The sequence below is a fragment of the Serratia sp. CY44782 genome (genome assembly GCF_052168715.1).
GTDB lineage: Bacteria > Pseudomonadota > Gammaproteobacteria > Enterobacterales > Enterobacteriaceae > Serratia > Serratia nevei.
Map to the genome: position 1 here is coordinate 353,326 of NZ_JBJNME010000001.1, position 23,181 is coordinate 376,506.

General features: G+C 62.4%; 21 protein-coding genes and 1 tRNA gene. 16 read left to right on the top strand and 6 right to left on the bottom strand.

All coding sequences use genetic code 11. The features are described 5' to 3' along the window. Positions 1-451 precede the first annotated feature (451 nt). The 4 genes from ACJ8HT_RS01690 to ACJ8HT_RS01705 all read left to right on the top strand — a co-directional run bounded on the left by ACJ8HT_RS01690 (position 452) and on the right by ACJ8HT_RS01705 (position 3,140). The gene (locus ACJ8HT_RS01690; protein WP_197652456.1) at positions 452-1,576 is read left to right on the top strand and encodes an N-acetyltransferase; all 1,125 of its coding nucleotides are present in this window, start codon (positions 452-454) and stop codon (positions 1,574-1,576) included. 202 nt (positions 1,577-1,778) lie between these two features. Further along, positions 1,779-2,159: a diacylglycerol kinase gene (locus ACJ8HT_RS01695; protein WP_244664476.1), complete on the top strand. Its 381-nt coding sequence runs from the start codon at positions 1,779-1,781 to the stop codon at positions 2,157-2,159. A 320-nt stretch (positions 2,160-2,479) separates the two neighbouring features. After that, positions 2,480-2,833, top strand: a complete 354-nt coding sequence (locus ACJ8HT_RS01700; protein WP_197652457.1) for a type II toxin-antitoxin system RelE/ParE family toxin — start codon at positions 2,480-2,482, stop codon at positions 2,831-2,833. A 4-nt stretch (positions 2,834-2,837) separates the two neighbouring features. Continuing rightward, entirely contained in the window at positions 2,838-3,140 is a 303-nt protein-coding gene (locus ACJ8HT_RS01705) for an XRE family transcriptional regulator (RefSeq protein ID WP_049200011.1), read from the top strand. Positions 3,141-3,211: 71 nt separating this feature from the next. Here the strand turns inward: ACJ8HT_RS01705 and ACJ8HT_RS01710 are convergent. Then, positions 3,212-3,287: transfer RNA gene (locus ACJ8HT_RS01710), tRNA-Asn, on the bottom strand. 455 nt (positions 3,288-3,742) lie between these two features. On the opposite strand from ACJ8HT_RS01710, the gene ACJ8HT_RS01715 reads away from it, so the two are divergent. From ACJ8HT_RS01715 to ACJ8HT_RS01735, 5 genes are all read left to right on the top strand, one after another. After that, the gene (locus tag ACJ8HT_RS01715; RefSeq protein WP_048234441.1) at positions 3,743-4,861 is read left to right on the top strand and encodes a branched-chain amino acid ABC transporter substrate-binding protein; all 1,119 of its coding nucleotides are present in this window, start codon (positions 3,743-3,745) and stop codon (positions 4,859-4,861) included. Positions 4,862-4,986: 125 nt separating this feature from the next. Then, positions 4,987-5,901 (top strand): ABC transporter permease subunit, encoded by a 915-nt coding sequence (locus tag ACJ8HT_RS01720; protein WP_004928592.1) that lies wholly within the window; start codon positions 4,987-4,989, stop codon positions 5,899-5,901. 10 nt (positions 5,902-5,911) lie between these two features. Beyond that, entirely contained in the window at positions 5,912-7,198 is a 1,287-nt protein-coding gene (gene livM / locus ACJ8HT_RS01725) for a high-affinity branched-chain amino acid ABC transporter permease LivM (RefSeq protein WP_197652458.1), read from the top strand. Continuing rightward, positions 7,195-8,070, top strand: a complete 876-nt coding sequence (locus ACJ8HT_RS01730; RefSeq protein ID WP_197652459.1) for an ABC transporter ATP-binding protein — start codon at positions 7,195-7,197, stop codon at positions 8,068-8,070. The genes livM and ACJ8HT_RS01730 overlap by 4 nt, the downstream gene beginning before the upstream one ends. Next, positions 8,067-8,783 (top strand): ABC transporter ATP-binding protein, encoded by a 717-nt coding sequence (locus ACJ8HT_RS01735; RefSeq protein ID WP_041035896.1) that lies wholly within the window; start codon positions 8,067-8,069, stop codon positions 8,781-8,783. Before ACJ8HT_RS01730 ends, ACJ8HT_RS01735 begins: the two co-directional genes overlap by 4 nt. A gap of 30 nt (positions 8,784-8,813) precedes the next feature. Here ACJ8HT_RS01735 and ACJ8HT_RS01740 read toward each other — a convergent pair whose 3' ends face one another. Continuing rightward, positions 8,814-9,236 carry a winged helix-turn-helix transcriptional regulator gene (locus ACJ8HT_RS01740; RefSeq protein WP_197652460.1) on the bottom strand — a complete coding sequence of 141 codons (423 nt, stop codon included), beginning with the start codon at positions 9,234-9,236 and terminating at the stop codon, positions 8,814-8,816. Positions 9,237-9,322: 86 nt separating this feature from the next. Here ACJ8HT_RS01740 and ACJ8HT_RS01745 point away from each other — a divergent pair, with 86 nt between their 5' ends. Next, entirely contained in the window at positions 9,323-10,270 is a 948-nt protein-coding gene (locus ACJ8HT_RS01745; protein ID WP_197652461.1) for an aromatic alcohol reductase, read from the top strand. Positions 10,271-10,287: 17 nt separating this feature from the next. On the opposite strand, the gene ACJ8HT_RS01750 is transcribed toward ACJ8HT_RS01745, so the two are convergent. Then, positions 10,288-10,974: an aspartyl/asparaginyl beta-hydroxylase domain-containing protein gene (locus ACJ8HT_RS01750; protein ID WP_197652463.1), complete on the bottom strand. Its 687-nt coding sequence runs from the start codon at positions 10,972-10,974 to the stop codon at positions 10,288-10,290. A 268-nt stretch (positions 10,975-11,242) separates the two neighbouring features. On the opposite strand from ACJ8HT_RS01750, the gene ACJ8HT_RS01755 reads away from it, so the two are divergent. The 6 genes from ACJ8HT_RS01755 (at position 11,243) to ACJ8HT_RS01780 (ending at position 18,162) form a co-directional block, all read left to right on the top strand. Continuing rightward, entirely contained in the window at positions 11,243-12,433 is a 1,191-nt protein-coding gene (locus ACJ8HT_RS01755; RefSeq protein WP_064289828.1) for a sugar transporter, read from the top strand. A gap of 174 nt (positions 12,434-12,607) precedes the next feature. Next, entirely contained in the window at positions 12,608-14,002 is a 1,395-nt protein-coding gene (locus ACJ8HT_RS01760) for an MFS transporter (protein WP_197652465.1), read from the top strand. 142 nt (positions 14,003-14,144) lie between these two features. Further along, positions 14,145-14,975, top strand: a complete 831-nt coding sequence (locus ACJ8HT_RS01765) for an alpha/beta fold hydrolase (protein ID WP_060420336.1) — start codon at positions 14,145-14,147, stop codon at positions 14,973-14,975. A gap of 9 nt (positions 14,976-14,984) precedes the next feature. Beyond that, entirely contained in the window at positions 14,985-15,410 is a 426-nt protein-coding gene (locus ACJ8HT_RS01770) for a DoxX family protein (RefSeq protein WP_033635204.1), read from the top strand. Beyond that, on the top strand, positions 15,403-17,013 hold the full coding sequence (locus ACJ8HT_RS01775) for an MFS transporter (protein ID WP_197652467.1): 1,611 nt from the start codon (positions 15,403-15,405) through the stop codon (positions 17,011-17,013). The genes ACJ8HT_RS01770 and ACJ8HT_RS01775 overlap by 8 nt, the downstream gene beginning before the upstream one ends. Positions 17,014-17,109: 96 nt before the next feature. Further along, on the top strand, positions 17,110-18,162 hold the full coding sequence (locus ACJ8HT_RS01780; RefSeq protein WP_197652469.1) for an NAD(P)H-dependent flavin oxidoreductase: 1,053 nt from the start codon (positions 17,110-17,112) through the stop codon (positions 18,160-18,162). Between the two features lie 45 nt (positions 18,163-18,207). On the opposite strand, the gene ACJ8HT_RS01785 is transcribed toward ACJ8HT_RS01780, so the two are convergent. The 3 genes from ACJ8HT_RS01785 to katG form a co-directional block, all read right to left on the bottom strand. Continuing rightward, positions 18,208-19,497, bottom strand: coding sequence for an alginate export family protein (locus tag ACJ8HT_RS01785; RefSeq protein WP_197652471.1), 1,290 nt, complete (start codon positions 19,495-19,497; stop codon positions 18,208-18,210). A gap of 41 nt (positions 19,498-19,538) precedes the next feature. Further along, a complete protein-coding gene (locus ACJ8HT_RS01790; protein WP_244664469.1) occupies positions 19,539-20,438 on the bottom strand; it encodes a VOC family protein in 900 nt (299 codons plus the stop codon). Between the two features lie 527 nt (positions 20,439-20,965). Continuing rightward, positions 20,966-23,161 (bottom strand): catalase/peroxidase HPI, encoded by a 2,196-nt coding sequence (katG, locus tag ACJ8HT_RS01795; RefSeq protein ID WP_197652473.1) that lies wholly within the window; start codon positions 23,159-23,161, stop codon positions 20,966-20,968. Between the last annotated feature and the right edge of the window lie 20 nt (positions 23,162-23,181).

Sequence of the window (23,181 nt, forward strand, 5' to 3'; positions counted from 1 at the left end):
GTCGACTCATGGGTTATGACCTCGTGCATGGCTATCTTAGAACTTAAACACTTCCTAAACAGTATGCCGCAAGAAATCAAAAAGTGAATGGCTCATTTAAGCTGAATCTTAAAAAGAGCATTAAGTGGTAAAAATGGCGAACCCCCTCCTGATTAAAGTCGGTACACTAAAGGCGGCAGGTTTCTTTTGCCAAAACAGCACGAAATAATAAAAGAGCACCATTAGCGTAGCATGTCAGCGCCGCTTTTTGTTTCCCTTTTTTCGCACAATCATGGAAACCTCAGGGTGAATATCGGGCAATGAGCACGCTGATTCACCGGGGGTAATATTCGGTTTTTCTTATCGTTGAACCGGAGGCAATACACAATCCAATTAAAGAGAACAGCATAAAAAATGCTAAAGGCGTTGTCGCGCGCTTATTTAATTATTTTATTAAAACGTAAGGCTATTTATGATCCGCATTGAGAAAGTTCTGGATAAACGCGAACTTAAAGAATTTATTGCTTTCCCTTCGTCACTGTTTCGCGATGATCCGAACTGGATTGAGCCGCTGTATTTAGAGCGCGAAGAGCACCTGTCAAAGAAGAATCCGGGCACCGACCATATCGAATGGCAGGCGTGGGTGGCCAAAAAGCAGGGAAAGGTCGTTGGGCGCATCACCGCGCAAATTGATTCTCTGCACCGTGAGCTGCATGGCGAGGATACCGGCCACTTCGGCATGATTGACGCCGTTGACGATCCCGCCGTATTCAGCGCGTTGTTCACGGCTGCAGAGAAGTGGCTGAGGTCGAAAGGCGCGCGCAAAATCACCGGGCCGTTCAGCCTCAATATCAATCAGGAAAGCGGCCTGTTGGTCGAGGGATTCGACACCCCGCCGTCGGCCCTGATGACGCACGCCAAGCCTTACTACGCGCCCCAGATAGTGCAGCAGGGTTACACAGAAGGCATTGATTTACTTGCCTATTGGATGAAAAGAACCGATCTGCACTTTTCACCGTCGTTAACCCGGATGATGGACCAGGTACGCAAAAAGGTGACCGTTCGCCGCCTCAACCGCAAGCGCTTTCGCGAGGAGATGCAGGTGCTGCGCGAGGTGTTCAACTCCGGGTGGCAGCATAACTGGGGGTTTGTCCCGTTCACCGAGCACGAGTTCGCCACCATGGGGGATCAGCTGAAGTTCCTGGTGCCCGACGATATGATCCATATCGCCGAGGTAGATGGTGCCCCCTGCGCCTTTATCGTCGGCTTGCCGAACATTAACGAAGCGATTGCCGATTTGCAGGGGCGATTATTGCCGTTCGGCTGGGCGAAGTTATTGTGGCGGCTGAAGGTCAGCGGCGTGCGCACCGCGCGCGTGCCGTTGATGGGCGTGCGCCAGGAATATCAATTCAGCCGCATCGGGCCGATTATTGCGCTGCTGCTGATTGAGGCGCTGCGCGAGCCTTTCGCCAAGCGCAATATCGACGCGCTGGAAATGTCGTGGATCTTGGAAACCAATACCGGCATGCGGACGATTTTAGAACGCATCGGTGCGGTTCCCTATAAGCGCTACCGGTTGTACGAGAAAACGCTTTAACCGGCTGATAACGTTTCGTCTTTTAACGTCCTCAGGATAATAACCGCGTCAGGGCATTTTCGTGCTGATCGTTTCAATGCTGCGCGGGCAGCGCGTGAGTGAATGGCTCGTCTCCTGAGGGGAAACGGTTAAGGTCTTTAATTAATAAACTCGAGATAAATTCACGGCGCGTGATTTATTTGCGGGAGTTGTCGTCGTGTTGATGAGAGCAAATGCTATGCCTGGAAAAAAGAAAAGGGGAATAAGCCGATTAACCTACAGCATAAGGAACTCATGGGCCGGAGTTATTGACGCCGTACTTACCGAAGATGCGTTCCGCCAATTATTGGTTATTAACGCCATTTTACTGGTTGTTACATTTGGTTTAGATATTACAAAAATGGAGCGGCTGTTATTAATCATCTGCAGTTTCCTGCTATTGGTGGTGGAGCTGCTTAATACGGCGATTGAAACCGTGGTCGATCGCATTTCGCTGGAATTACATCCGTTATCCAAACGCGCCAAAGATCTGGGCGGCGCAGCACAGCTGGTGGCGGTGGTGCTGACCATCGTGGTTTGGGCAACGGTGCTGCTGGGGCGATAGGGGAGGGGCTCGCCCTGGCGTTAACCCGGTGTCACGCGGCGTGCAGCCGCATGCCGTGCGCCACCGTTGTAACGGGTGCCGAGAATGGCATGCGCATTTTGTGACAGGGTTTATAAAGGGGCCGGGGAAACGCCCCGTGCCTCTGCTCGATTGTTCGGCACAGCTCGTAAAAAGATGAATACCGCGCACTGCATTTGCAAAATGCTCGGATGTACGTTCAGCCTTGCAGTAACAATGCATGCCTTTGCATGTCATCCCTGCACCTCTCTGTTATAGCTTTAAATCTATATAGCTGTTGATCTATATTGCAGGGAGGTCCCGTGTGGGAAATTAAAACAACGGATGCGTTTGATGACGGGTTTAGCTCACTCAACGATGCCGATCGGGCCGGCGTGCTTGCCGCATTGATGGTCCTACGGGAAAAGGGGCCGGGGCTGCCCAGACCCTATGCCGATACGGTGAAAGGCTCACGTTACAGCAATATGAAAGAGTTGCGCATTCAGAGCCGTGGCGAACCGTTGCGGGCATTCTTCGCTTTCGATCCGTACCGTATTGGCATTGTGCTTTGCGCGGGCAATAAAGCCGGCAATGAAAAACGCTTTTACGATCGAATGCTTCAGATTGCCGATCGGGCATTCACCTGTTGGCTGAACACATTAAACGAGAAGGAGTGACGCGATGGGCAGAACGCTGGAACAGCTTATTGCGGATGAAAAGCCCGAGGTCGTGGCCAACGCGCAGGCGCTGGCGGCGGACATCATGCTGAACATTCACCTTGCCGAGCTGCGCGAAAAAGTACAGAAAACGCAGGTTGAAATGGCGCAGGCGCTGGGGATCCGGCAGCCGACCGTGGCCGTGATGGAAAAACCGGGCCGCGATCTGAAACTGTCTTCGCTAAAACGCTACGTTGAGGCGGCGGGCGGCAAACTGCGGCTGGATGTTGAACTGCCGGACGGCTCTCACTACGAAGTGGTGCTGTAGACGCCGCTGCTCGGTTAACGGCAGAAAGCAAAAAGCCCGCTCGGGTTTCCCTGAGCGGGCTTCTCTAAATATGGCTCCTCTGACTGGACTCGAACCAGTGACATACGGATTAACAGTCCGCCGTTCTACCGACTGAACTACAGAGGAATCGTGTGAACGGGGCGAATAATAGCGGGGCGCCTGGGGTTTGTCAAAGCGCTAAACTGCAAAAAAAGTGCGTTTGCTGAGGGAATGAGCACCTTGCGCTGTTTTTCGGCATCTTTCGCCGGCAGGCGCTGATTTTTCCCGCCTGTCTCGTTGTCACATCGCTTGCACAAGCCCTTGCACGGCGATGGTGCAGGGCCACTCTCCCTCTCATGCCCCCTCTCACGTTAGCCGTACAGCCCTGACACCGTTATCCCCGCCACACGCCGTGCCGCAACTGATATGTAGGATGAATAAGCAAACAATATGTATTCGTCGTCACAATGGCTGGATTTTTGCTTACCCATTTTTGGGGAATGCGACTGCGCTCTCAAGAAAATTATTTTCCCCGTCTACACATAAAGTGACTGATCCGCGCCCCCGGGCGTTTCGCTACAACAGTGCTGAGGAAGATAACAATGTCATCGAAATTGATAAAAAGTCCGCTCGCTGCTTTGCTCATCGGTTGTTTAGGTACGGCGTTTTCCGCGCAGGCCGATATCGTCATCGGCGTCGCCGGGCCGTTCTCCGGGCCGAACGCCACCTATGGCGATCAGTATTGGCGCGGGGCTTCGCAGGCGGCGGCGGACATCAACGCCGCCGGCGGCATCAAAGGGGAAAAAATCAAGCTGGTGCAGGGGGATGACGCCTGCGAACCGAAACAGGCGGTCGCGGTGGCCAACCGGCTGGTGGATCAGGACAAGGTCTCGGCGGTGGTCGGCCACTTCTGTTCCTCTTCCACCATGCCCGCCTCCGAGGTGTATGACGAGGCCGGCATCATCGCCATCACCCCCGGCTCCACCAACCCGCAAATCACCGAGCGCGGCATGAAGACCATGTTCCGCATGTGCGGGCGCGACGATCAGCAGGGCGCGATCGCCACCAACTACATGCTGGATACCCTGAAGGCCAAACGCATCGCGGTGATCCACGATAAAGACACCTACGGCCAGGGGCTGGCGGACGCCGCCAAGGCGGCGATGAACAAGCGCGGAGTCAAAGAAGTGCTGTATGAGGGGCTGTCGCGCGGCGAGAAAGACTTTAACGCGCTGGTGACCAAGATCGCCTCGGTCAAGCCGGACGTGGTCTACTTCGGCGGCTGCCATCCGGAAGCCGGGCCGCTGGTGCGCCAGATGCGCGAGCAGGGCGTGACCGCCAAGTTCTTCTCTGGCGACTGCGTGGTGACCGAAGAGCTGGTGACCGCCGCCGGCGGGCCGCAGTACACCAACGGCGTGCTGATGACCTTCGGCAACGATCCGCGTCTGATCCCGGAAGGCAAGGCGGTGATCGCCAAGTTCCGCGCCAGCGGCTTTGAACCGGAAGGGTACACCCTCTACTCCTACGCCTCGATCCAGGCGATCGCCGCCGCCTTCAACGCCACCGGCGGCAAAGACAGCGCCAAGGCCGCCGAATGGCTGAAGTCGCACGACGTCGATACCGTGATGGGCAAAAAGGCCTGGGACCAGAAGGGCGACCTGAAGGTCTCGGACTACGTGGTCTACCAGTGGGATGACAAGGGCAAATATCACCAGCTGTAAACGGCCGAACCTTGAAGTCGTAACCCTATGACCGACGGGCTCGCCGCCCTGGCGCGCCCGTTCCGCGATGACCTTTGGGCCGCGTCGGACTACGTTGGCGGCCTTACCAGGCGAGACTGCTCATTATGGATGTATTCTTTCTGCAACAGCTGATCAACGGCCTGACCCTTGGCGCAGTGTATGGCCTGATCGCCATCGGCTACACCATGGTTTACGGCATCATCGGCATGATCAACTTCGCCCACGGCGAGGTGTACATGATCTCCGCCTACCTGTGCGCCATCGGCTTGGCGCTGCTGTCGTTCTTCGGGCTGCACTCGTTCCCGCTGCTGATCCTCGGCACGCTGGTGTTCACCATCGTCATCACCGGGGTGTACGGCTGGGTGATCGAGCGCATCGCCTACAAGCCGCTGCGCAACTCCACCCGCCTGGCGCCCTTGATCTCCGCCATCGGCATGTCGTTAATCCTGCAAAACTACGCGCAGATAAGCCAGGGACCGCGCCAGCAGGGCATCCCGACGCTGCTGAGCGGCGTGTTCCGCCTGGAGTTCGACGGCGGCGTGGTGCAGATCACTTACACCAAGGTGTTTATTCTGGTGGCGTCGCTGCTCGGCATGGCGATCCTCACCTACATCATTCAGCGCACCCGGCTGGGGCGCATCTGCCGCGCCACCCAGCAGGATCGCAAAATGGCTTCGATTCTCGGCATCAATACCGATCGGGTGATCTCGCTGGTGTTCGTGATCGGCGCCGCCATGGCCGGGCTGGCCGGGGTGCTGATCACCATGAACTACGGCACCTTCGATTTTTACGTCGGCTTTATCATCGGCATCAAGGCCTTCACCGCCGCGGTGCTGGGCGGCATCGGCTCGCTGCCGGGGGCCATGCTGGGCGGGCTGCTGCTCGGGGTGGCGGAGGCGCAGTTCGCCGGCATGGTGAACTCGGATTACAAGGACGTGTTCTCCTTCGGGTTGCTGGTGGCGATCCTGATCTTCCGTCCGCAGGGCCTGCTCGGCCGGCCGCTGATCGCCAAGGTTTAAGGAGAACGCCATGTCGCAATCCGTGATCAACGGCGGGCTGGACGTTAAACGCAGCCTGCTGGACGCCCTCTTGGCCGGGCTGATCGCCCTGATCGTGTTCGGGCCGATCGTCGGCATCGTGCTGAACGGCTACAGCTTCAACTTCGAGCCGCACCGGCTGGTGTGGATTATCGTCGCGGTGATGGCCGGGCGGCTGTTGCTGAGCCTGTTCTTGCAAACCGCGCCGGGGCGCAGGGTGCTGGCGCGCTTCGACGGCGGCAACGACGGCGTTTACGTGCGGCCGCTGGGCTATAAATCCAACCTGCGCTGGATCCTGCCGCTGATGGCGGCGATCGCGCTGCTGTTCCCGTTCGTCGCCACCAAATACCTGCTGACGGTGGCGATCCTCGGCCTGATCTACGTGCTGCTCGGCCTGGGGCTGAATATCGTGGTCGGCCTGGCGGGGCTGCTCGATCTTGGGTATGTGGCGTTTTACGCCATCGGCGCCTACGGGCTGGCGCTGGGCTATCAGTACCTCGGGCTGGGATTTTGGGCGATGCTGCCGCTGGGGGCGCTGATGGCGGCGCTGGCCGGCGCGCTGCTGGGCTTTCCGGTGCTGCGCATGCACGGCGACTACCTGGCGATCGTCACGCTGGGGTTCGGGGAGATCATCCGGCTGGTGCTGAACAACTGGATGTCGCTCACCGGCGGGCCGAACGGCATCTCGGTGCCGGCGCCGACGGTGTTCGGCCTGGAGTTCGGCCGCCGCGCCAAAGACGGCGGGGTGCCGATCCACGAGTTTCTCGGCATCGATTACAACCCCAACCTCAAGTTCATTTTCATCTATGCGGTGCTGTTTTTGGTGGTGCTGCTGGTGCTGTACATCAAGCACCGGCTGACGCGCATGCCGATCGGCCGCGCCTGGGAAGCGCTGCGCGAGGATGAGATCGCCTGCCGCTCTCTCGGGCTCAATCACGTGCTGGTGAAGCTGTCGGCGTTTATGCTGGGTGCCTCCACCGCCGGGCTGGCGGGGGTGTTTTTCGCCACCTATCAGGGCTTCGTCAATCCGACCTCGTTCACCTTCTTCGAATCTGCGCTGATCCTGGCGATCGTGGTGCTGGGCGGCATGGGCTCCACCCTCGGCGTGGTGCTGGCGGCCTTCGTGCTGACGGTGGCGCCGGAGCTGCTGCGCAGCTTCGCGGAATACCGGGTGCTGCTGTTCGGCGTGCTGATGGTGGCGATGATGATCTGGCGGCCGCGCGGGCTGGTGCGCATCAGCCGCGCCAGCTTCGCCGAACGCAAGGGGGTGGCGCCATGAGCGACGCCATTTTGCGGGTGGAGCACCTGATGATGCGCTTTGGCGGCATCAAGGCGCTGAACGACGTCAATCTGGAGGTGGAGCGCGGCTCCATCACCGCCCTGATTGGCCCCAACGGCGCCGGCAAGACCACGGTGTTCAACTGCCTGACCGGCTTTTACCGCGCCAGCGGCGGCGCGATCCTGCTCAATACCCACAAGCGGCCGACCGACGTGATCCAGGTGCTGGGGCAGAAGTTTCGCGCCGGCGACTGGATACGCCCGAAGCGGCTCGGCTCTCGCCTCTATTACAAGATGTTCGGCGGCACCCACCTGGTCAACCGCGCCGGGCTGGCGCGTACCTTCCAGAATATCCGCCTGTTCCGCGAAATGTCGGTGGTGGAGAACCTGCTGGTGGCGCAGCACATGCAGAGCAACCGCAACCTGATCGCCGGGGTGCTGAATACGCCGGGCTACCGCCGGGCGGAGAGCGCCGCGCTGGATCACGCCTTCTACTGGCTGGAGGTGGTGGATCTGGTGGACTGCGCCAACCGGCTGGCGGGGGAGATGTCCTACGGCCAGCAGCGGCGGCTGGAGATCGCGCGCGCCATGTGCACCGCGCCGGAGATGATCTGCCTCGACGAGCCGGCCGCTGGGCTGAACCCGGTGGAAACGGCCACGCTGAGCCGCATCATCCGTTTTCTGCGCCAGCATCACGGCATCACGGTGCTGCTGATCGAGCATGACATGGACATGGTGATGGAGATCTCCGATCGGGTGATCGTGCTCGATCACGGCGACGTGATCGCCCGCGGCACGCCGCAGGAGATCCAGCACAACGAGGCGGTGATCGCCGCCTACCTGGGCGCGGACGAAGAGGAGCTGGCGGGATGAGCGAAGCGATGCTGGAATTTCGCGAAGTGGACGTGTTTTACGGGCCGATCCAGGCGCTGCGCCAGGTGTCGCTGCAGGTCAACGCCGGGGAGACGGTGGCGCTGATCGGCGCCAACGGCGCGGGCAAATCCACGCTGTTGATGTCGATCTTCGGCCAGCCGCGCATCGCCGGCGGGCAGATCCTGTTTGGCGGCGAGGACATCAGCCGCCGCTCCACGCACTACGTGGCGGCTGGCGGCATCGCGCAGGCGCCGGAGGGGCGGCGCATCTTCCCGGACATGAGCGTGGAGGAGAACCTGCTGATGGGCACCATCACCGTCGGCAACCGCTATCTGGAAGAGGATTTGCCGCGCATGTTCGAGCTGTTTCCACGCCTCAAGGAGCGGCGCAACCAGCGGGCGATGACCCTGTCCGGCGGTGAGCAGCAGATGCTGGCGATTGCCCGCGCGCTGATGAGCCGGCCGAAGCTGCTGCTGTTGGACGAGCCGAGCCTGGGGCTGGCGCCGATCGTGGTGCGGCAGATCTTCGGCGTGCTGCGCGAGCTGACTCGCAGCGGCATGACGCTGTTTCTGGTGGAGCAGAACGCCAACCATGCGCTGAAGCTGTCCGATCGCGGCTATGTGATGGTCAACGGCCAGATCCGCCTCACCGGCAGCGGGCAAGAGCTGTTGAACGATCCGGAGGTAAGAAAGGCCTATCTGGGCGGCGGTTGAGCGCCGCCCTTTGGGCAGGGAGGCCCGCGTTCATCCCTCGGCGGCGCTTCGTTCTTGATCATCGTAGCGTGAGCGGGCCGCCCTGAAGGCGTCGGCGGAGGCGATAATCCACGACCAGAGCGGCAGCATGTTGAGCAGCATCTCTTTCCCCGCGTCGGTGATGGTGTAAACCACGCGGGGCAGCTTTTCCTGATAATCACAGCGCGATATCAGCCCGTCCCGTTCGAGGTGGCGCAGCGTCCGCGTCAGCATTCTCTGCGTCACGCCCGCTAATTGGCGGCCTATCTCGCCGTGGCGCAGCGGCCCGTGGGTGCCCAAGATATGCAATACCCCCAGCGACCAACGGTTGCCCGCATGCGCGAGGATCTCACGCTTCAACCCTTCATCGTCGTTGCTCAATTCTTCACAGAACGCCTGCGAAAATTGCAGCAGCGCTTCCCGATCGTTCGCCATATTCCTCTCCGGTATCACGCGTGTACCTAATTGAACCCGTTTTTGTCAGCTGTCAGGATGGCGCAGTGTCAAGACAGGAGGCAAGAATGAAATCCACAAATCCATCCATCAATACCGTGCTCATACTCGGCGCCGGTGAACTGGGGCTGCCGGTATTGCGCGCGATGAGCCGGCAGGCCCGGTTACACCACGCTTTAAATATCAGCGTGCTGCTGCGGCCGGAGGCCGCCCGCGCCGTCACCGGCCCGCATCGCGCGCGGCGGGATGCGCTGGCGCGGCTCGGTATCGCCGTGGTGGAAGGCGATCTGCAGCAAAACAGCGTGGATGAGCTGAGTGCGCTGCTGCGCGGCTTTGACGCGGTGATCAACTGCAGCGGCTTTGTCGGCGGGGCGGGCACGCAGATAAAGATCACCCAGGCCGTTTTGCAGGCGGGCGTGGCGCGTTATTTCCCGTGGCAGTTCGGCGTGGACTACGATGTTGTCGGCACAGGCAGCGGGCAACAGGTGTGGGATGAACAGCTCGAAGTGCGCCACCTGCTGCGTGCGCAGAAGGCGACGGAGTGGGTGATTGTTTCCACGGGCATTTTCACCAGCTACCTGTTTGACCCGGGTTTTGGCGTGGTGGACGCGGCCACCAAAACGGTGCGCGCGTTGGGCGACTGGCGTTACGCGGTGACGCTGACCACCCCCGAGGACATTGGCCGGCTGACGGCCGCGATTTTTTTCCATCGGCCCGCGTTTCGCAACCAGGTGGTCTATATCGCCGGGGACACGTTGACCTACCGCGAGCTTGCCGATGTCATGCAGGCGCACTGGGGCGTTGAGGTCAACAGAGTCCTGTTGGACAAAGAGAGGCTGCAGGAGGAGGTGCTGAGCCATCCGCGTGACGTCGGCGCCAAATACCGGCTGGCTTTCGCCCGGCCCGACGGCGTGGCCTGGGATAAGGCGAAGACCTTCAATGCGCGCCAGGGCATAGTCACCACTACCGCCGAGCAGTGGCTGGCGCAGCAATGTCCGACCTCCCAGGACGGTTAGTCGCCAGAGCGCCGGACTCAGAACTGGCGCTGCATCCAGCGCACGTTCAGCCGCACCAGGGCGATGATGGCGCTGGAGAGCAGCCGCAGCCCGCCGGGCATGTCGCGGCGGCGGATGTCCAGCAGCAGCACGGTGCGCACCTGCGCGCTGTCGTTCCACACCTCGTGTTCGAAGGTATCGTCCCACAGCATGAACTCCCCCTCGTGCAGCCGGTATTCGCGGCCGTCCACTTTCAGCACCGCCGCCGGCAACCCGTCGGCGCGTTTGGGCATGTCCAGCACCAGATAACCGCGCAGAATGCCGCGGAACGGCCCGCGGTGGGGCGGCACCTGTTTACCGGGCGCCAGGAAAGAGAGCGAGGCGGACAGCACGTCCGGCGACGAGGCGATCAGCGCCGCCAGCGTCGGGCAGCGCGCCAGGTTGCGGGCGATCGGCTGGCCGTAGGCCTTCATGATGAACATGCGCCAGTCGCGCGCGTCGTTGGCGGAGATCGATTCCTGCTGGATCATGATCTCGTGAAAACGGGGAATATTGTGCAGATCGTGGGCGACGGTCAGCGCCTCCTCGCGGATCTGCCGCCATTGGGCGGTGAAACGTTCGGCGTCGGGGAACAGCGCGGCGCTGTCGAGCACCGGCTTGCCCTGAATGCGGCGATCGTAAACATTGCGCAATGCGAGCACGGACCAATCATAAATCGCGGGCATAATGACCTCGCCTCAGAAAACGCCAAATGGACACTGCGCGCGGTTCTTCGGCGCGGCGCGTCGTCTGCGGCGGCCGGAGGGGAAGAGCGGCAGGAAAAATTGGTACGCTTCAAGAGATTAGCACAGCATTTGTGCAACCGTGTGTCTGCGAATGTGTCGAAATGCGGCGAAAAAAACCACACAATTAAAGTGTGACGCGTATCGCATTTAGCGGGCCGGTTGGTTAAAATATCGCTACTTGCCCGCACCTGTCCGGATTTTGTTTACCATGGAACACGCTGCCGTTTCGCGCTCAACCGCCTGGTTGCGCGTGGTTATCCTCGCCGTCTCGGCCTTTATCTTCAACACCACCGAATTTATTCCGGTCGGTCTGCTGAGCGACATCGCCGCCAGCTTCTCGATGCAAACCGAACAGGTCGGTCTGATCATTACCATTTACGCCTGGATCGTCGCCGCCGCCTCATTGGCGTGCATGCTGCTGACCAGCAAAATCGAGCGCCGCAAGCTGCTGATCGGCGTGTTCATGCTGTTTATCGCCAGCCACGTGCTGACCGCCGTGGCCTGGAACTTCACCACGCTGGTCATCTCGCGCGCCGGCGTGGCGCTGGCGCACTCGGTGTTCTGGTCGATCACCGCCTCGCTGGCGATCCGCGTGGCGCCGCCGGGCAAGAAAGCCCAGGCGCTGAGCCTGCTGGCGGGCGGCACCGCGCTGGCGATGGTGCTCGGGCTGCCGCTCGGGAGGGTGGTGGGGCAACTGCTCGGCTGGCGCATGACCTTTATCGGCATCGCGGTGTGCGCCACCCTGGCGCTAGTGCTGCTGTGGCGTCTGCTGCCGGTGCTGAAAAGCGAACACTCCGGTTCGCTGGCCAGCGTGCCGCTGTTGTTCAAACGCCCGGCGCTGCTGGCGCTGTACATGCTGACCGTCATCGTGGTGACGGCGCACTTCACCGCCTACAGCTATATCGAGCCGTTTATCCAGACCGTGGCCGGGCTGTCGGAGAACTTCACCACGCTGATGCTGCTGCTGTTCGGCGCTGCCGGCATTGTCGGCAGCCTGTTGTTCAGCCGCTACAGCGAGCGTTTTCCTTCCGGTTTCTTTATCGGCGCCATCGCGCTGCTGGCCTTGAGCCTGCTGCTGCTGTTGCCGGCCGCCGGCAGCGAAAGCCACCTGACGGTGCTGTGCATCTTCTGGGGCATGGCGATCATGGCCATCGGCCTGTCGATGCAGGCCAAAGTGCTGAGCCTGGCGCCGGACGCCACCGACGTGGCGATGGCGATTTTCTCCGGCCTGTACAACTTCGGCATCGGCAGCGGGGCGCTGCTGGGCAACCAGGTGAGCCTGCATCTGGGCATGGGCAACATCGGCTTCGTCGCCGCGCCGCTGGCGCTGATCGCTCTCGGTTGGTGCCTGCTGAACTTCTACCGCAGCGAACGGCTGCAGCAGCACCCCAGCCGTTAAACCACCGATTCGGGGGGCCGTTGCGGCACCCCGCGCTGTATTTTCCTGCGATAAAACAGGCTGCTGCAGCGTTTTATGCTTAACTTTTTTTCATAGTCTGCTAATTAAAAATTTAACTCCGACGCCGCTTCGCTAGCATAGAAAGTCATCAAAAATGTTAATGCGAGGTTAACGGTGAGTGACTCTGTAGCGGCGTCGCCGATCCATGCGCGGGATTTGGCGGCCAGAATCGACGCCTTGCCCGCGTCGGCCGGCCTGTGGCGCTTTATCATTCTGCTGTCGCTGGGCGGCTTTTTCGAACTCTACGATCTGTTTCAGACCGGCTATATCAGCACCGGTCTTATCGCCGACGGTATTTTCCACACCGGCGCGCAGGGCGTCTTCGGCGTCTCGGACCAGGCGGCCTTCGCCTCCGCCACCTTTCTCGGCCTGTTCGTCGGCGCCAGCCTGCTGAGCCCGTACGCCGATCGCTTCGGCCGCCGCGCCACCTTTATGTTCGCCCTGATCTGGTATGGCGCCTTCTCTCTGCTGCTGGCGTTTCAACAGCAGGCGGAGTGGGTGATCTTTCTGCGCTTTCTGGTGGGCGTTGGGCTCGGCATTGAGCTGGTGACCATCGATACCTACCTGACGGAGTGGGTGCCCGCGCATCTGCGCACCCGGGCTTTCGCCTTCGCGTTCTTCGTGCAGTTCCTGTCGGTGCCGGCGGTGGCGCTGATGTCCTGGTGGCTGGTGCCGCAGACGATTTGGGGCCTGAGCGGCTGGCGCTACGTGGTGATCGCCGGCGCGCTGGCTTCGCTTGTGATCTGGCTGGTGCGCAAGGGGCTGCCGGAGTCGCCGCGCTGGCTGGTGCAGCAGCGGCGCTATGCGCAGGCCCGGCAGGTGATGCGGGATATGGAGCGGCGCTGCGGCGTGGCGGCCACGGACTTCCCGTCGCGCCCGGCTGACGATGCCGAGGGCGCGCCGCTGCGCGGCCGCTTTCGCGACATCTGGGCGCCGCAGTATCGCGATCGCACGCTGATGCTGGTGGTGATGAACTTCTTTCAGGCCATCGGCTTCTTCGGCTTCGGCAACTGGCTGCCGGCGCTGCTGTCGGGCAAGGGCGCTTCGGTCACCCACAGCCTGCTGTACGCTTTCTTCATCACGCTGGCCTACCCGCTGGGCTCGCTGCTGTGCAGCTTCTACGCCGATAAGATGGAGAATAAGTGGCAGATCGTGTTGTCTTGCCTGGTGACGGTGATCTTCGGCTCGCTGTTCGCGCTGCAGAACAACCCGCTGTGGCTGATCCTGTGCGGCTTCTTCATCACCTGGTCCAACGCCTGGCTGACCTACAGCTACCACTCCTATCAATCCGAGATCTTCCCGACCCACATCCGCGCCCGCGCCGTCGGTTTCTGCTACTCCTTCAGCCGGCTGTCGACGGTGTTCAGCAGCATCATCATCGGCATTATCTTGCAGTACGGCGGCTCGCTGGGGGTAATCGCGTTTATCGTCGCCAGCATGCTGATCGTGATGCTGGTGATCGGGCTGTTCGGCCCGAAAACGCGCGGTATCGATCTGGAAAACATCTGACGTTTTACGCCGGCGGTGACGCCGGCCTCTTCAGCAAAAAAACTCGCGATCATGCGAAAATTATTCCGTTATCACTGCCTTTGCGCCTGCCGTACTGTTACCCGGTACAAAATCCAATTCAATACCGAGCGGGGAACACGTCATGAGCATCCTCACCGCGCCCGATGGCGCGCGCATTTTCTACAAGGATTGGGGCCGCGGCCAGCCGATCCTGTTCTCCCACGGTTGGCCGCTGTCCGCCGACGCCTGGGACAACCAGCTGCTGTTTTTTGGCCAGAGCGGGTTCCGGGTGATCGCCCACGATCGCCGCGGCCACGGCCGTTCGGATCAGACCTGGCACGGCAACGACATTAACCAATACGCTGACGATCTGGCTCTGCTGATTGAAACGCTGGATCTGCGCGATCTGATCCTGGTCGGCCACGCCATCGGCGGCGGCGAAGTGGCGCGCTACATCGGCCGCCACGGCAGCGATCGGGTGGCGAAGGTGGTGCTGGTGGGTGCCGTGCCGCCGCTGATGCTGCAAACGCCGGCCAATCCGGAAGGCGCGCCCATGGCGGCCTTCGACGGCATTCGCAGCGGCGTGGCGGGCAACCGCTCGCAGTTCTTCAAAGATCTGGCGGTGCCGTTCTACGGCTTCCACTGCGACGAGGTGGAGAGCAATGCGGGGCTGATCGACCACTTCTGGCTGATGGCCATGCAGGGCGGCGTGAAAGGGCAGTACGACGGCGTGAGCGCGTTCTCCGAAGTGGATTACACCGCCGATCTGTTGGCGATCGACAGACCGACGCTGCTGGTGCACGGCGACGCCGATCAGATCGTGCCGATCGGCGCCTCGGCGCTGAAAGCCGCTAAGCTTATGCAACAGGCGGAGCTGAACGTTTACGCCGGCGGCGCTCACGGCTTGGCGCAGGTCGATCCCGATCGCTTCAACGCCGATCTGCTGGCCTTTATCCAGAATTCGCCGTTCTAAGGGGGCGCGATGAACCTGACTGCTATCGCCGCCCGCTGCGCGCAGCGGCTGCATGCGCCCGCGGTGCGCTGGCTGCTGCTGCTCGCCATTTGCGCCGCCTACATACAGGGCGGGTTGGTCAAGGCGCTGAACGTCGAAGGCGCGGTTGCCGAGATGACCCACTTCGGCCTGCAGCCGGCGGCGCTGTTCGCCGTGTTGGTGACGCTGTTGGAACTGGCGGCGTCGGCGCTGATCCTGAGCGGCTTTTATCGCTGGCTCGGCGCGTTGGCGCTGGCCGGTTTTACCCTGATGGCGACGCTGATGGCCAATCCGTTCTGGCAGTTCGACGGGGCGGAGCGCGGCCAGATGATGAACGGATTTTTTGAACACCTCGGGCTGGCCGGCGCGCTGTTGCTGGTGGCATTTAACGATTTGAAGGAGCGAACGGATGGCTGAACAGACGGAAAACAAGGCGGCGGCGGGCGGCTTCGCGCCGCTGAAAATCCCATTATTTGCGGTGCTGTGGGGCGCCACGGTGCTCGGCAACGTCGGCAGCTTTATGCGCGACGTCGCCAGCTCGTGGCTGATCACCGATCTGTCGAGCAACCCCTCGGCGGTGGCGCTGATGCAGACCGCCGCCACGCTGCCGGTGTTCCTGCTGGCGATCCCGGCCGGGGTACTGTCGGACATCCTCGATCGGCGGCGCTTTCTGATCTTCGTGCAAATTCTGCTGGCCTGCGTCAGCGGCAGCCTGCTGGTGCTGTCGCAGACCGGTGCGCTGACGGTGGAATACCTGCTGGCGCTGACCTTCGTCGGCGGCATCGGTGCGGCGCTGATGGGGCCGACCTGGCAGGCGATCGTGCCGGAGCTGGTGCCGCGCACCGAGCTGAAAAACGCCGTGGCGCTGAACTCGCTCGGCATTAACATCGCCCGCTCCATCGGCCCGGCGGCCGGTGGCCTGCTGCTGGCCAGCTTCGGCGCCGGCGCGGCCTACGGCGCGGACGTGATGAGCTATGTGCTGGTGATCGCGGCGCTGCTGTGGTGGAAGCGGCCGAAGGCCGAGGACAGCGGCCTGTCGGAACACTTCTTCGGCGCCTTCCGCGCCGGCCTGCGCTATGCCCGTTCCAGCCGCGAGCTGCACGTGGTGCTGCTGCGGGCGGCGGTGTTCTTCGCCTTTTCCAGCTCGGTCTGGGCGCTGCTACCGCTGGTGGCGCGCCGCATGCTGGGCGGCAGCGCCGGTTTTTACGGCGTGCTGCTGGGGGCGGTAGGCGCCGGGGCGATCCTCGGGGCGATCGCGCTGCCGCGCCTGCGCCAGCGGCTGAATGTCGACGGGCTGGTGCTGCTGGCGGCGGTGCTCACCGCCGTGGTGATGGCGGCTCTGTCGCTGGCGCCGCCGCAGTGGCTGGCGGTGGTGCTGCTGTTGGTGCTGGGAGCCGGCTGGATCATTGCGCTGACCACGCTCAACGGCGCGGCGCAGGGCGTGCTGCCCAACTGGGTGCGCGGCCGCGGCCTGGCCATCTACCTGATGGTGTTCAACGGCGCGATGGCGGCGGGCAGCCTGCTGTGGGGGCTGGTGGCGCAGGAGCTGGGCGTGGCCGCCACGCTGCTGGTCGGCGGCGTCGGCCTGTTGGCGGCGGGGCTGCTGTTCCACCGCCTGCGCTTGCCGACCGGCGAGGCCGATCTGCAGCCGTCGAACCATTGGCCGGAGCCGCTGGTCAACACGCCGGTTGAGAACGATCGCGGCCCGGTGATGATTCAGGTGGAATACCGCATCCGCGAACAGGATCGGCCGCAGTTCTTGCGCACCTTGCTGATGCTGGAGCGGGCACGCCGCCGCGACGGCGCTTACGCCTGGGGCATCACCGAGCACACCGGCGATCCGGAATGCATCATGGAGTGGTTCCTGGTGGAGTCCTGGGCGGAGCACCTGCGGCAGCACCAGCGGGTGTCGCACGCCGACGCCGATCTGCAGCAGGAGGCGCTGCGCTTCCATATCGGGCCGGAGAAACCGGTGGTGCATCACTTCCTGTCGCTCGACCGGCATCAGGTGAAGCATTAACTGCACGGCCCGGCGGTGAGAAGGTGCTATGCTTTTGGTCGGTTCGGCGGCGCGGCCGCCGTAAGACGAATGTAGTCAGCACAGGGAGACACATTGATGACGGCACCTTCTGCTTTTGCCCGCGAGCTTGGGCTGCGCTATCCGATCGTTCAGGGGCCGATGAACGGCGCGTCGCCGCCGGCGTTGGCGGTGGCGGTGAGTAACGCCGGTGCGCTGGGCTCGTGCGCGGCGGCGCTGTTTTCACCGGCGGTGATCCTCGAACGCGTGCAGCAGATCCGCGCGCAGACCGCCGCGCCGTTCAACATCAATCTGTTTCTGCTCGATGAGCAGCACCCGGATCTCGCCGAGCTCAAGCGCGCCCAGCACCTGCTGCGGCCGTTCCGCGAAGCGCTGGGGCTGAGTGAGCCGCCGATTCCCACCCAATTCGCCGAAAACAACCGTGACCAGATCGCGGCCTTGCTGGAGGCGGCGCCGCCGGTGGCCAGCTTCACCTTCGGCGTGCTGCCGCGCGCCACGGTCACGCAGTTCAAGAAGGCCGGCTCGCGGGTGATCGGCACCGCCACCACGGTGGCGGAAGCCCGCGCCTGGGAAGAGGCGGGTGCCGACTTCGTTTGCGTCTCGGGCTCGGAGGCGGGCGGGCACCGCCCGACCTTCCTCGGCGACATCGAGCAATCCTGCGTCGGCCTGATGGCCCTGCTGCCGCAGGTGGTGGCGGCGGTGAAGATCCCGGTGATCGCCGCGGGCGGCATCATGAACGGGCGCGGCATCGCGGCGGCGCGCTTGCTGGGCGCGCAGGCGGCGCAGCTGGGCACCGCGTTCCTGTGCAGCCCGGAGTCGGGCATCGCCGAAGTCTGGCGGGCGGCGCTGAGCAACGCCGGCGATGACAGTACGCGCCTGACGCGCGCCTTCAGCGGCCGCCCGGCGCGCGGCATCGTCAATGATTTCATGCGGCAGATGCGCGCGGAAGAGGCGCAGATCCTGCCCTATCCGGTGCAGAACGCGCTCACCGGCGATATCCGCCAGGCGGCGGCCAAGGCCGGTCGCGGAGAGTTTATGTCGCTGTGGGCCGGGCAGGGCGTGGGCCTGGCGCGGCCGATGCCGGCGGCGGAGCTGGTCGCCACCCTGGCGAGGGAGCTGGAAGCGGTGTGAGACAGACGGGGCGCCAGGTTCGGCGCCCTTTTTCTTGGCCTGGCGTTAAAAACTGTAGGTGCCCTGCGCCAGCACGAAGTTCATGTCTTTCAGCCCGGCATGTTGCTGCAGGCTGTTGCTGACGTCGAAGTAGACATAGGCTACTTTGAACTGGAGATCGCTGCGCGGCGTCCAGGTGGTTTCGACCTGATACTGGTTGCCGATAAAGCGCGAGCCCTGCTCGCTGCCTTTCACCGGGCGCATAGGCCCGAGATAGAATGCGTCCTCACGGCGTTGCCGCCATAGCGCGTCCCAGCTGAAATCGATGGACAGGGTTTGCCACGGCGTAATCGTGACCGAAGGGTGGATGGCGATCAGGTTAGCCGGCGCCACCAGCCCGTTCTCGGTCAGGTAGGGCAGCTTGGGGTACATGGCGTTAAAGGTATTGAGCTGCCCATCGTGACCGTTTTTATCGCCGCTGGCGATGCCAATCTTGCCGCCGAAGCGCGGTTGCCAGCGCCAGTCGCTCACCGTATACCCGGCGTGCGCCGACGCCGACCAGGCGCGGATGTCGCGCTGTTCTGCGCTGCCGAACTGCCAGGCGGCCTCGTTGTCCCAGTCGAATCCCTGCGCCGCGCCGAAAATGCGCGCGCCGACGGTATAACGCCGCTCTTGCCCGCTGAGCTGCGCGTAGTGGGCATCGCTATCCTCAAAGCCGAAGGTGTAGAGATCGAGCGAGGACGCCAGCGCGGCCAGCGGCGTGGTGCCGTACAGCCCCCACACCTTTTGGCTGTTGTCGGTATCGTCGTCGAAACTGCCGGTTTTAAGGGTGACGGGATGGCCGATAAAGGCGTCGAGGCGGTTTTTATCCTTGGCCCAGCTGGCGCGGACGGCGTCGAAAGAACGGCGCACGTTGGGGCCGTCGCGGGTGCCCATCAGGTGCAGCGAACCCAGCGCAATCTCCTGGCGGCCGACCCGCAGGGTGCCGAGGCCGTAGGCGGTGGGCAGTTTTAAGTCCACATAGCCCTGACCGAGATAGGCATGATCTTCGTCGGTCGGTTTACGCCCGCGATCGCGCGGCGTGGCCAGTGACGATCCCAACTGAACATAGGCACCAAAGTTGTCGCCATAGTCGAGGCGCGCGCCAATCAGCAGGCGCTGCATGAAGGTATCGTCGCGTCCGCCGCTCAGATCCCGTTGATCCGTCCATTCATAGCGCTCGCGCAGTGAACCGTCGAAAGACAGGGTGGCCGCATCGCCCAACGGGATGTTTTTCCAGGGGGACGCGGCGGGCTCCGCCGCCAGGGCGGGGAGCGTGGAGAACAGCAACAGTGCGGGAAGCGTGCGTTTCATCATGGATATCCGAAGAAAAAAGCGCGCCGTAGCGCGCCTTGGGTTTATTTAGCCGTCTGGTGAATTTCGGCGATGTAGCCGCCGGGGAAACGCACCAGCGCCGAGGCGCGGCGCTCCGCCGCCGTCGAACGCCACAGCACTTGCGCGCCGCTGGCCGTCGCTTTGGCCAGCGTGGCCGGCAGATCGTCGACGCCATAGCCGGTGCGCTCATGGCCGAACGGATAAGGCAGATGCCCGTCGGTGACGAAAATGCGCGTTTTGCCGAAGCGGGAGTCCAGTTCGATCTGGCGGATCTTGCCGTTGTCGCTGCGGCCGATCGCCGTATCGCTGACCTGTTCGTCGCTCACGACCTTGCCGTGCGAGAACGCCTGGTAGCTTTTCAGGAAATCGTCGACGCGGTAGGCGGAGAGATACAGGCGGTTTTCCGGCACGCTCAACAGCGGCTTGTAGTTAGGCGCCTTGGTATGCCAATAGAGCTGCATGTTGACGCCGCCGGGCCACTGGATCACCGCGTCGCGGCCGATCGGATCGTCGAAAGGCGCAACCTGCACATCGGCGCCGGCGGCCCTGGCCTGGTGGATGGCGGCGTCCATATCCCTGACCAGAAAACCGTTGCGCTCGGTGCCGAACGGGTGAGGGATCGGCGTTTTGAAATCGAACACCGAGAAGCTGCCGGCCGGCGTCAGTATCAGCTGGGAGTAAGTTTCGCTCGGCGTGGGCGTGACGTTGACCAGCACGCGTTCGGTGCTGGTACCGCCAAAGGTTTTCAGAATGCTGTCGACAAAAGCATCCATCTTGCCGCGTTCGACGTAAACATGGGTGGTGTCATATTGCGGCCCTACGGCGAGAGACGCCGTATCGGCCGCCCAGGACATTGCCGGGAGCAGCAGCGCAAGGGCCGATATCCTCAGCCGACGAGAAGAAATACCGATAATATGTTGCATGATGACCTCCAGGTAGCGGTTATTTTCCTGAGTAAAGTGTGATTCCCTATGACCTTTCCCGTCGGTTGAAAAATAAAAAAGAAAAGCGCAGTGCGCGGGGTGAAGCATTAAATAAGGGCGAGCGTCTGGCGCCTAGGAAAATATCACCCAGGTGCAGAACCTCTTTTTTATTGGCATAAAAACGGTGGGCGCCTTTGGCAGCCGGGCCCGCAGCCGCTAAGGGGCGGCGATGAGAATAAAACCCGCCTTGGCGCATATTGAGGTGAATCGAGGATAATCCATAACGGTGTTCTCCTGGATGGGATATATCGCATTAGCCAGCTGAGTTTACGGTCTTCATTGCCGTCTAAATATAAATACAGCATTAAAAGAATTGCCGCCCATCAAATTTTTATATGACTTGTTGAGTAAATACGAATAAGCGGAAAAATGAAATATAACGACGGGCGCTGCGGCTGGCGTTGAGCGGAGGCGGTGTTGATCTCGGGAGAAAAAACGGCCTGCCGAAGCAGGCCGTTGCGGGGAGTTTACGCCAGGTCGAAACGATCGAGGTTCATCACTTTGTTCCAGGCGGCGACGAAGTCGTGGGCGAACTTCTCCTGCGCGTCGGCGCTGCCGTAGACTTCGGCCAGCGCGCGCAGCTGCGCGTGCGAACCGAACACCAGATCGACGCGGCTGCCGGTCCACTTGACCGCGCCGCTGCGGCGATCGCGCCCTTCGAACAGGCCGTCTTCACCGACCGGGTGCCAGGTGGTGCCCATGTCGAGCAGGTTGACGAAGAAGTCGTTGGTCAGCGCCTGCGGCCGCTGGGTGAACACGCCGTGCTGCGTGCCGCCGACGTTGGCGCCGAGCACCCGCAGCCCGCCGACCAGCACCGTCATTTCCGGCGCGGTCAGGGTCAGCAGCTGCGCCTTGTCGACCAGCAGCGTTTCGGCCGGCACGCGGTATTTGCCCTTCAGGAAGTTGCGGAATCCGTCGGCGAGCGGCTCCATCGCTTCGAAGGAGTCCACGTCGGTCTGCTCCTGCGAAGCGTCCATGCGGCCCGGCGCGAACGGCACCGTCAGGGCCAAACCGGCATTCTTCGCCGCCTGTTCCACGCCCGCGGTGCCGGCCAGCACGATTAAATCCGCTAGCGAGATGCGCTTGCCGCCGGTCTGGGCATCGTTGAAGGCGCGTTGGATGCTCTCCAGCTTGGCCAGCGTCGCGGCGAGCTGCGCAGGCTGGTTGACCGCCCAGTCTTTTTGCGGCGCCAGACGAATGCGCGCACCGTTGGCGCCGCCGCGTTTGTCGGAACCGCGGAAGCTCGAGGCCGACGCCCAGGCGGTGGAGACCAGCGCCGACACCGGCAGGCCGGAAGCCAGCACGGCGTTTTTCAGCGCGGCGATATCCTGCTCGTCGATCAGCGGATGATCGACCGCCGGGATCGGATCCTGCCAAATCAGCTCTTCCTGCGGCACTTCCGGGCCGAGGTAGCGCGCGCGCGGCCCCATATCGCGGTGGGTCAGCTTGAACCAAGCGCGGGCGAAGGCGTCGGCCAGCTCTTCCGGGTGCTCATAGAAGCGGCGCGAAATCTTCTCGTAGGCCGGATCGAAGCGCAGCGACAGGTCGGTGGTCAGCATGGTCGGGCGGCGTTTTTTGTTCGGATCGAAGGCGTCGGGAATGGTTTCACCGATGTCTTTCGCCACCCACTGATGCGCGCCGGCCGGGCTTTGGCTCAGCTCCCATTCGTATTCGAACAGGTGGCGGAAGAAGTCGTGGTTCCACTGGGTTGGGGTGGTGGTCCAGGTGACTTCCAGGCCGCTGGTGATGGCGTCTTTGCCGACGCCGGTGCCGAAGGTGCTGTGCCAGCCGAGGCCCTGCGACTCCAGCCCGGCCGCTTCAGGATCGGCGCCGACGTTAGACGCCGGGCCGGCGCCGTGGGTCTTGCCGAAGGTGTGGCCGCCGGCGATCAACGCCACGGTTTCTTCGTCGTTCATCGCCATGCGGGCGAAGGTTTCACGGATGTCGCGCGCGGCGGCCACCGGATCGGGGTTGCCGTCCGGGCCTTCCGGGTTGACGTAGATCAGGCCCATCTGCACCGCCGCCAGCGGGTCTTCCAGGTCACGGTCGCCCGAGTAGCGGCTGTTTGGCCCGCCGCTCAGCTCCAGCCAGATCTTCTCCGAACCCCAGTAGACGTCGTCCGGCTCCCAGGTGTCGGCGCGGCCGCCGGCATAGCCGAAGGTTTTGAAGCCCATCGATTCTAGCGCCACGTTGCCGGTCAGGATAATCAGGTCGGCCCAGGAGATATTGCGGCCGTATTTCTGTTTGATTGGCCACAGCAGGCGGCGCGCCTTGTCGAGGCTGACGTTGTCCGGCCAGCTGTTGAGCGGGGCGAAGCGCTGCTGGCCTTCGCCCGCGCCGCCGCGGCCGTCGCCGATGCGGTAGGTGCCGGCGCTGTGCCAGGCCATGCGGATGAACAGGCCGCCGTAGTGGCCGAAATCCGCCGGCCACCATGTCTGCGAATCGGTCATCAGGGCGTGCAGATCCTGTTTGACCGCCGCCAGATCGAGACTGTTGAAGGCATCGGTGTAGTTGAAGTCTTTGTCCATTGGATCGGACAGGGGGGAGTGCTGATGCAGCGGTTTCAGGCTGAGCTGATTAGGCCACCAATCCTGATTGGTGGGGCCGTCTTGCGGTGCGGGCTGCTTGCCGCCCGAAAACGGGCATTTGCTTTCAGTTGTCATAATGCGCTCTCTGCTTCCGT

What these genes read in the sequence shown, in the direction of transcription:
- ACJ8HT_RS01690 (WP_197652456.1), top strand. Translation starts at nt 452, where the DNA reads ATGATCCGCATTGAGAAAGTTCTGGATAAACGCGAACTTAAAGAATTT.
- ACJ8HT_RS01695 (WP_244664476.1), top strand. Translation starts at nt 1,779, where the DNA reads ATGAGAGCAAATGCTATGCCTGGAAAAAAGAAAAGGGGAATAAGCCGA.
- ACJ8HT_RS01705 (WP_049200011.1), top strand. Translation starts at nt 2,838, where the DNA reads ATGGGCAGAACGCTGGAACAGCTTATTGCGGATGAAAAGCCCGAGGTC.
- ACJ8HT_RS01715 (WP_048234441.1), top strand. Translation starts at nt 3,743, where the DNA reads ATGTCATCGAAATTGATAAAAAGTCCGCTCGCTGCTTTGCTCATCGGT.
- ACJ8HT_RS01720 (WP_004928592.1), top strand. Translation starts at nt 4,987, where the DNA reads ATGGATGTATTCTTTCTGCAACAGCTGATCAACGGCCTGACCCTTGGC.
- livM (WP_197652458.1), top strand. Translation starts at nt 5,912, where the DNA reads ATGTCGCAATCCGTGATCAACGGCGGGCTGGACGTTAAACGCAGCCTG.
- ACJ8HT_RS01730 (WP_197652459.1), top strand. Translation starts at nt 7,195, where the DNA reads ATGAGCGACGCCATTTTGCGGGTGGAGCACCTGATGATGCGCTTTGGC.
- ACJ8HT_RS01735 (WP_041035896.1), top strand. Translation starts at nt 8,067, where the DNA reads ATGAGCGAAGCGATGCTGGAATTTCGCGAAGTGGACGTGTTTTACGGG.
- ACJ8HT_RS01740 (WP_197652460.1), bottom strand. Translation starts at nt 9,236, where the DNA reads ATGGCGAACGATCGGGAAGCGCTGCTGCAATTTTCGCAGGCGTTCTGT.
- ACJ8HT_RS01745 (WP_197652461.1), top strand. Translation starts at nt 9,323, where the DNA reads ATGAAATCCACAAATCCATCCATCAATACCGTGCTCATACTCGGCGCC.
- ACJ8HT_RS01750 (WP_197652463.1), bottom strand. Translation starts at nt 10,974, where the DNA reads ATGCCCGCGATTTATGATTGGTCCGTGCTCGCATTGCGCAATGTTTAC.
- ACJ8HT_RS01755 (WP_064289828.1), top strand. Translation starts at nt 11,243, where the DNA reads ATGGAACACGCTGCCGTTTCGCGCTCAACCGCCTGGTTGCGCGTGGTT.
- ACJ8HT_RS01765 (WP_060420336.1), top strand. Translation starts at nt 14,145, where the DNA reads ATGAGCATCCTCACCGCGCCCGATGGCGCGCGCATTTTCTACAAGGAT.
- ACJ8HT_RS01770 (WP_033635204.1), top strand. Translation starts at nt 14,985, where the DNA reads ATGAACCTGACTGCTATCGCCGCCCGCTGCGCGCAGCGGCTGCATGCG.
- ACJ8HT_RS01775 (WP_197652467.1), top strand. Translation starts at nt 15,403, where the DNA reads ATGGCTGAACAGACGGAAAACAAGGCGGCGGCGGGCGGCTTCGCGCCG.
- ACJ8HT_RS01780 (WP_197652469.1), top strand. Translation starts at nt 17,110, where the DNA reads ATGACGGCACCTTCTGCTTTTGCCCGCGAGCTTGGGCTGCGCTATCCG.
- ACJ8HT_RS01785 (WP_197652471.1), bottom strand. Translation starts at nt 19,497, where the DNA reads ATGATGAAACGCACGCTTCCCGCACTGTTGCTGTTCTCCACGCTCCCC.
- ACJ8HT_RS01790 (WP_244664469.1), bottom strand. Translation starts at nt 20,438, where the DNA reads ATGCAACATATTATCGGTATTTCTTCTCGTCGGCTGAGGATATCGGCC.
- katG (WP_197652473.1), bottom strand. Translation starts at nt 23,161, where the DNA reads ATGACAACTGAAAGCAAATGCCCGTTTTCGGGCGGCAAGCAGCCCGCA.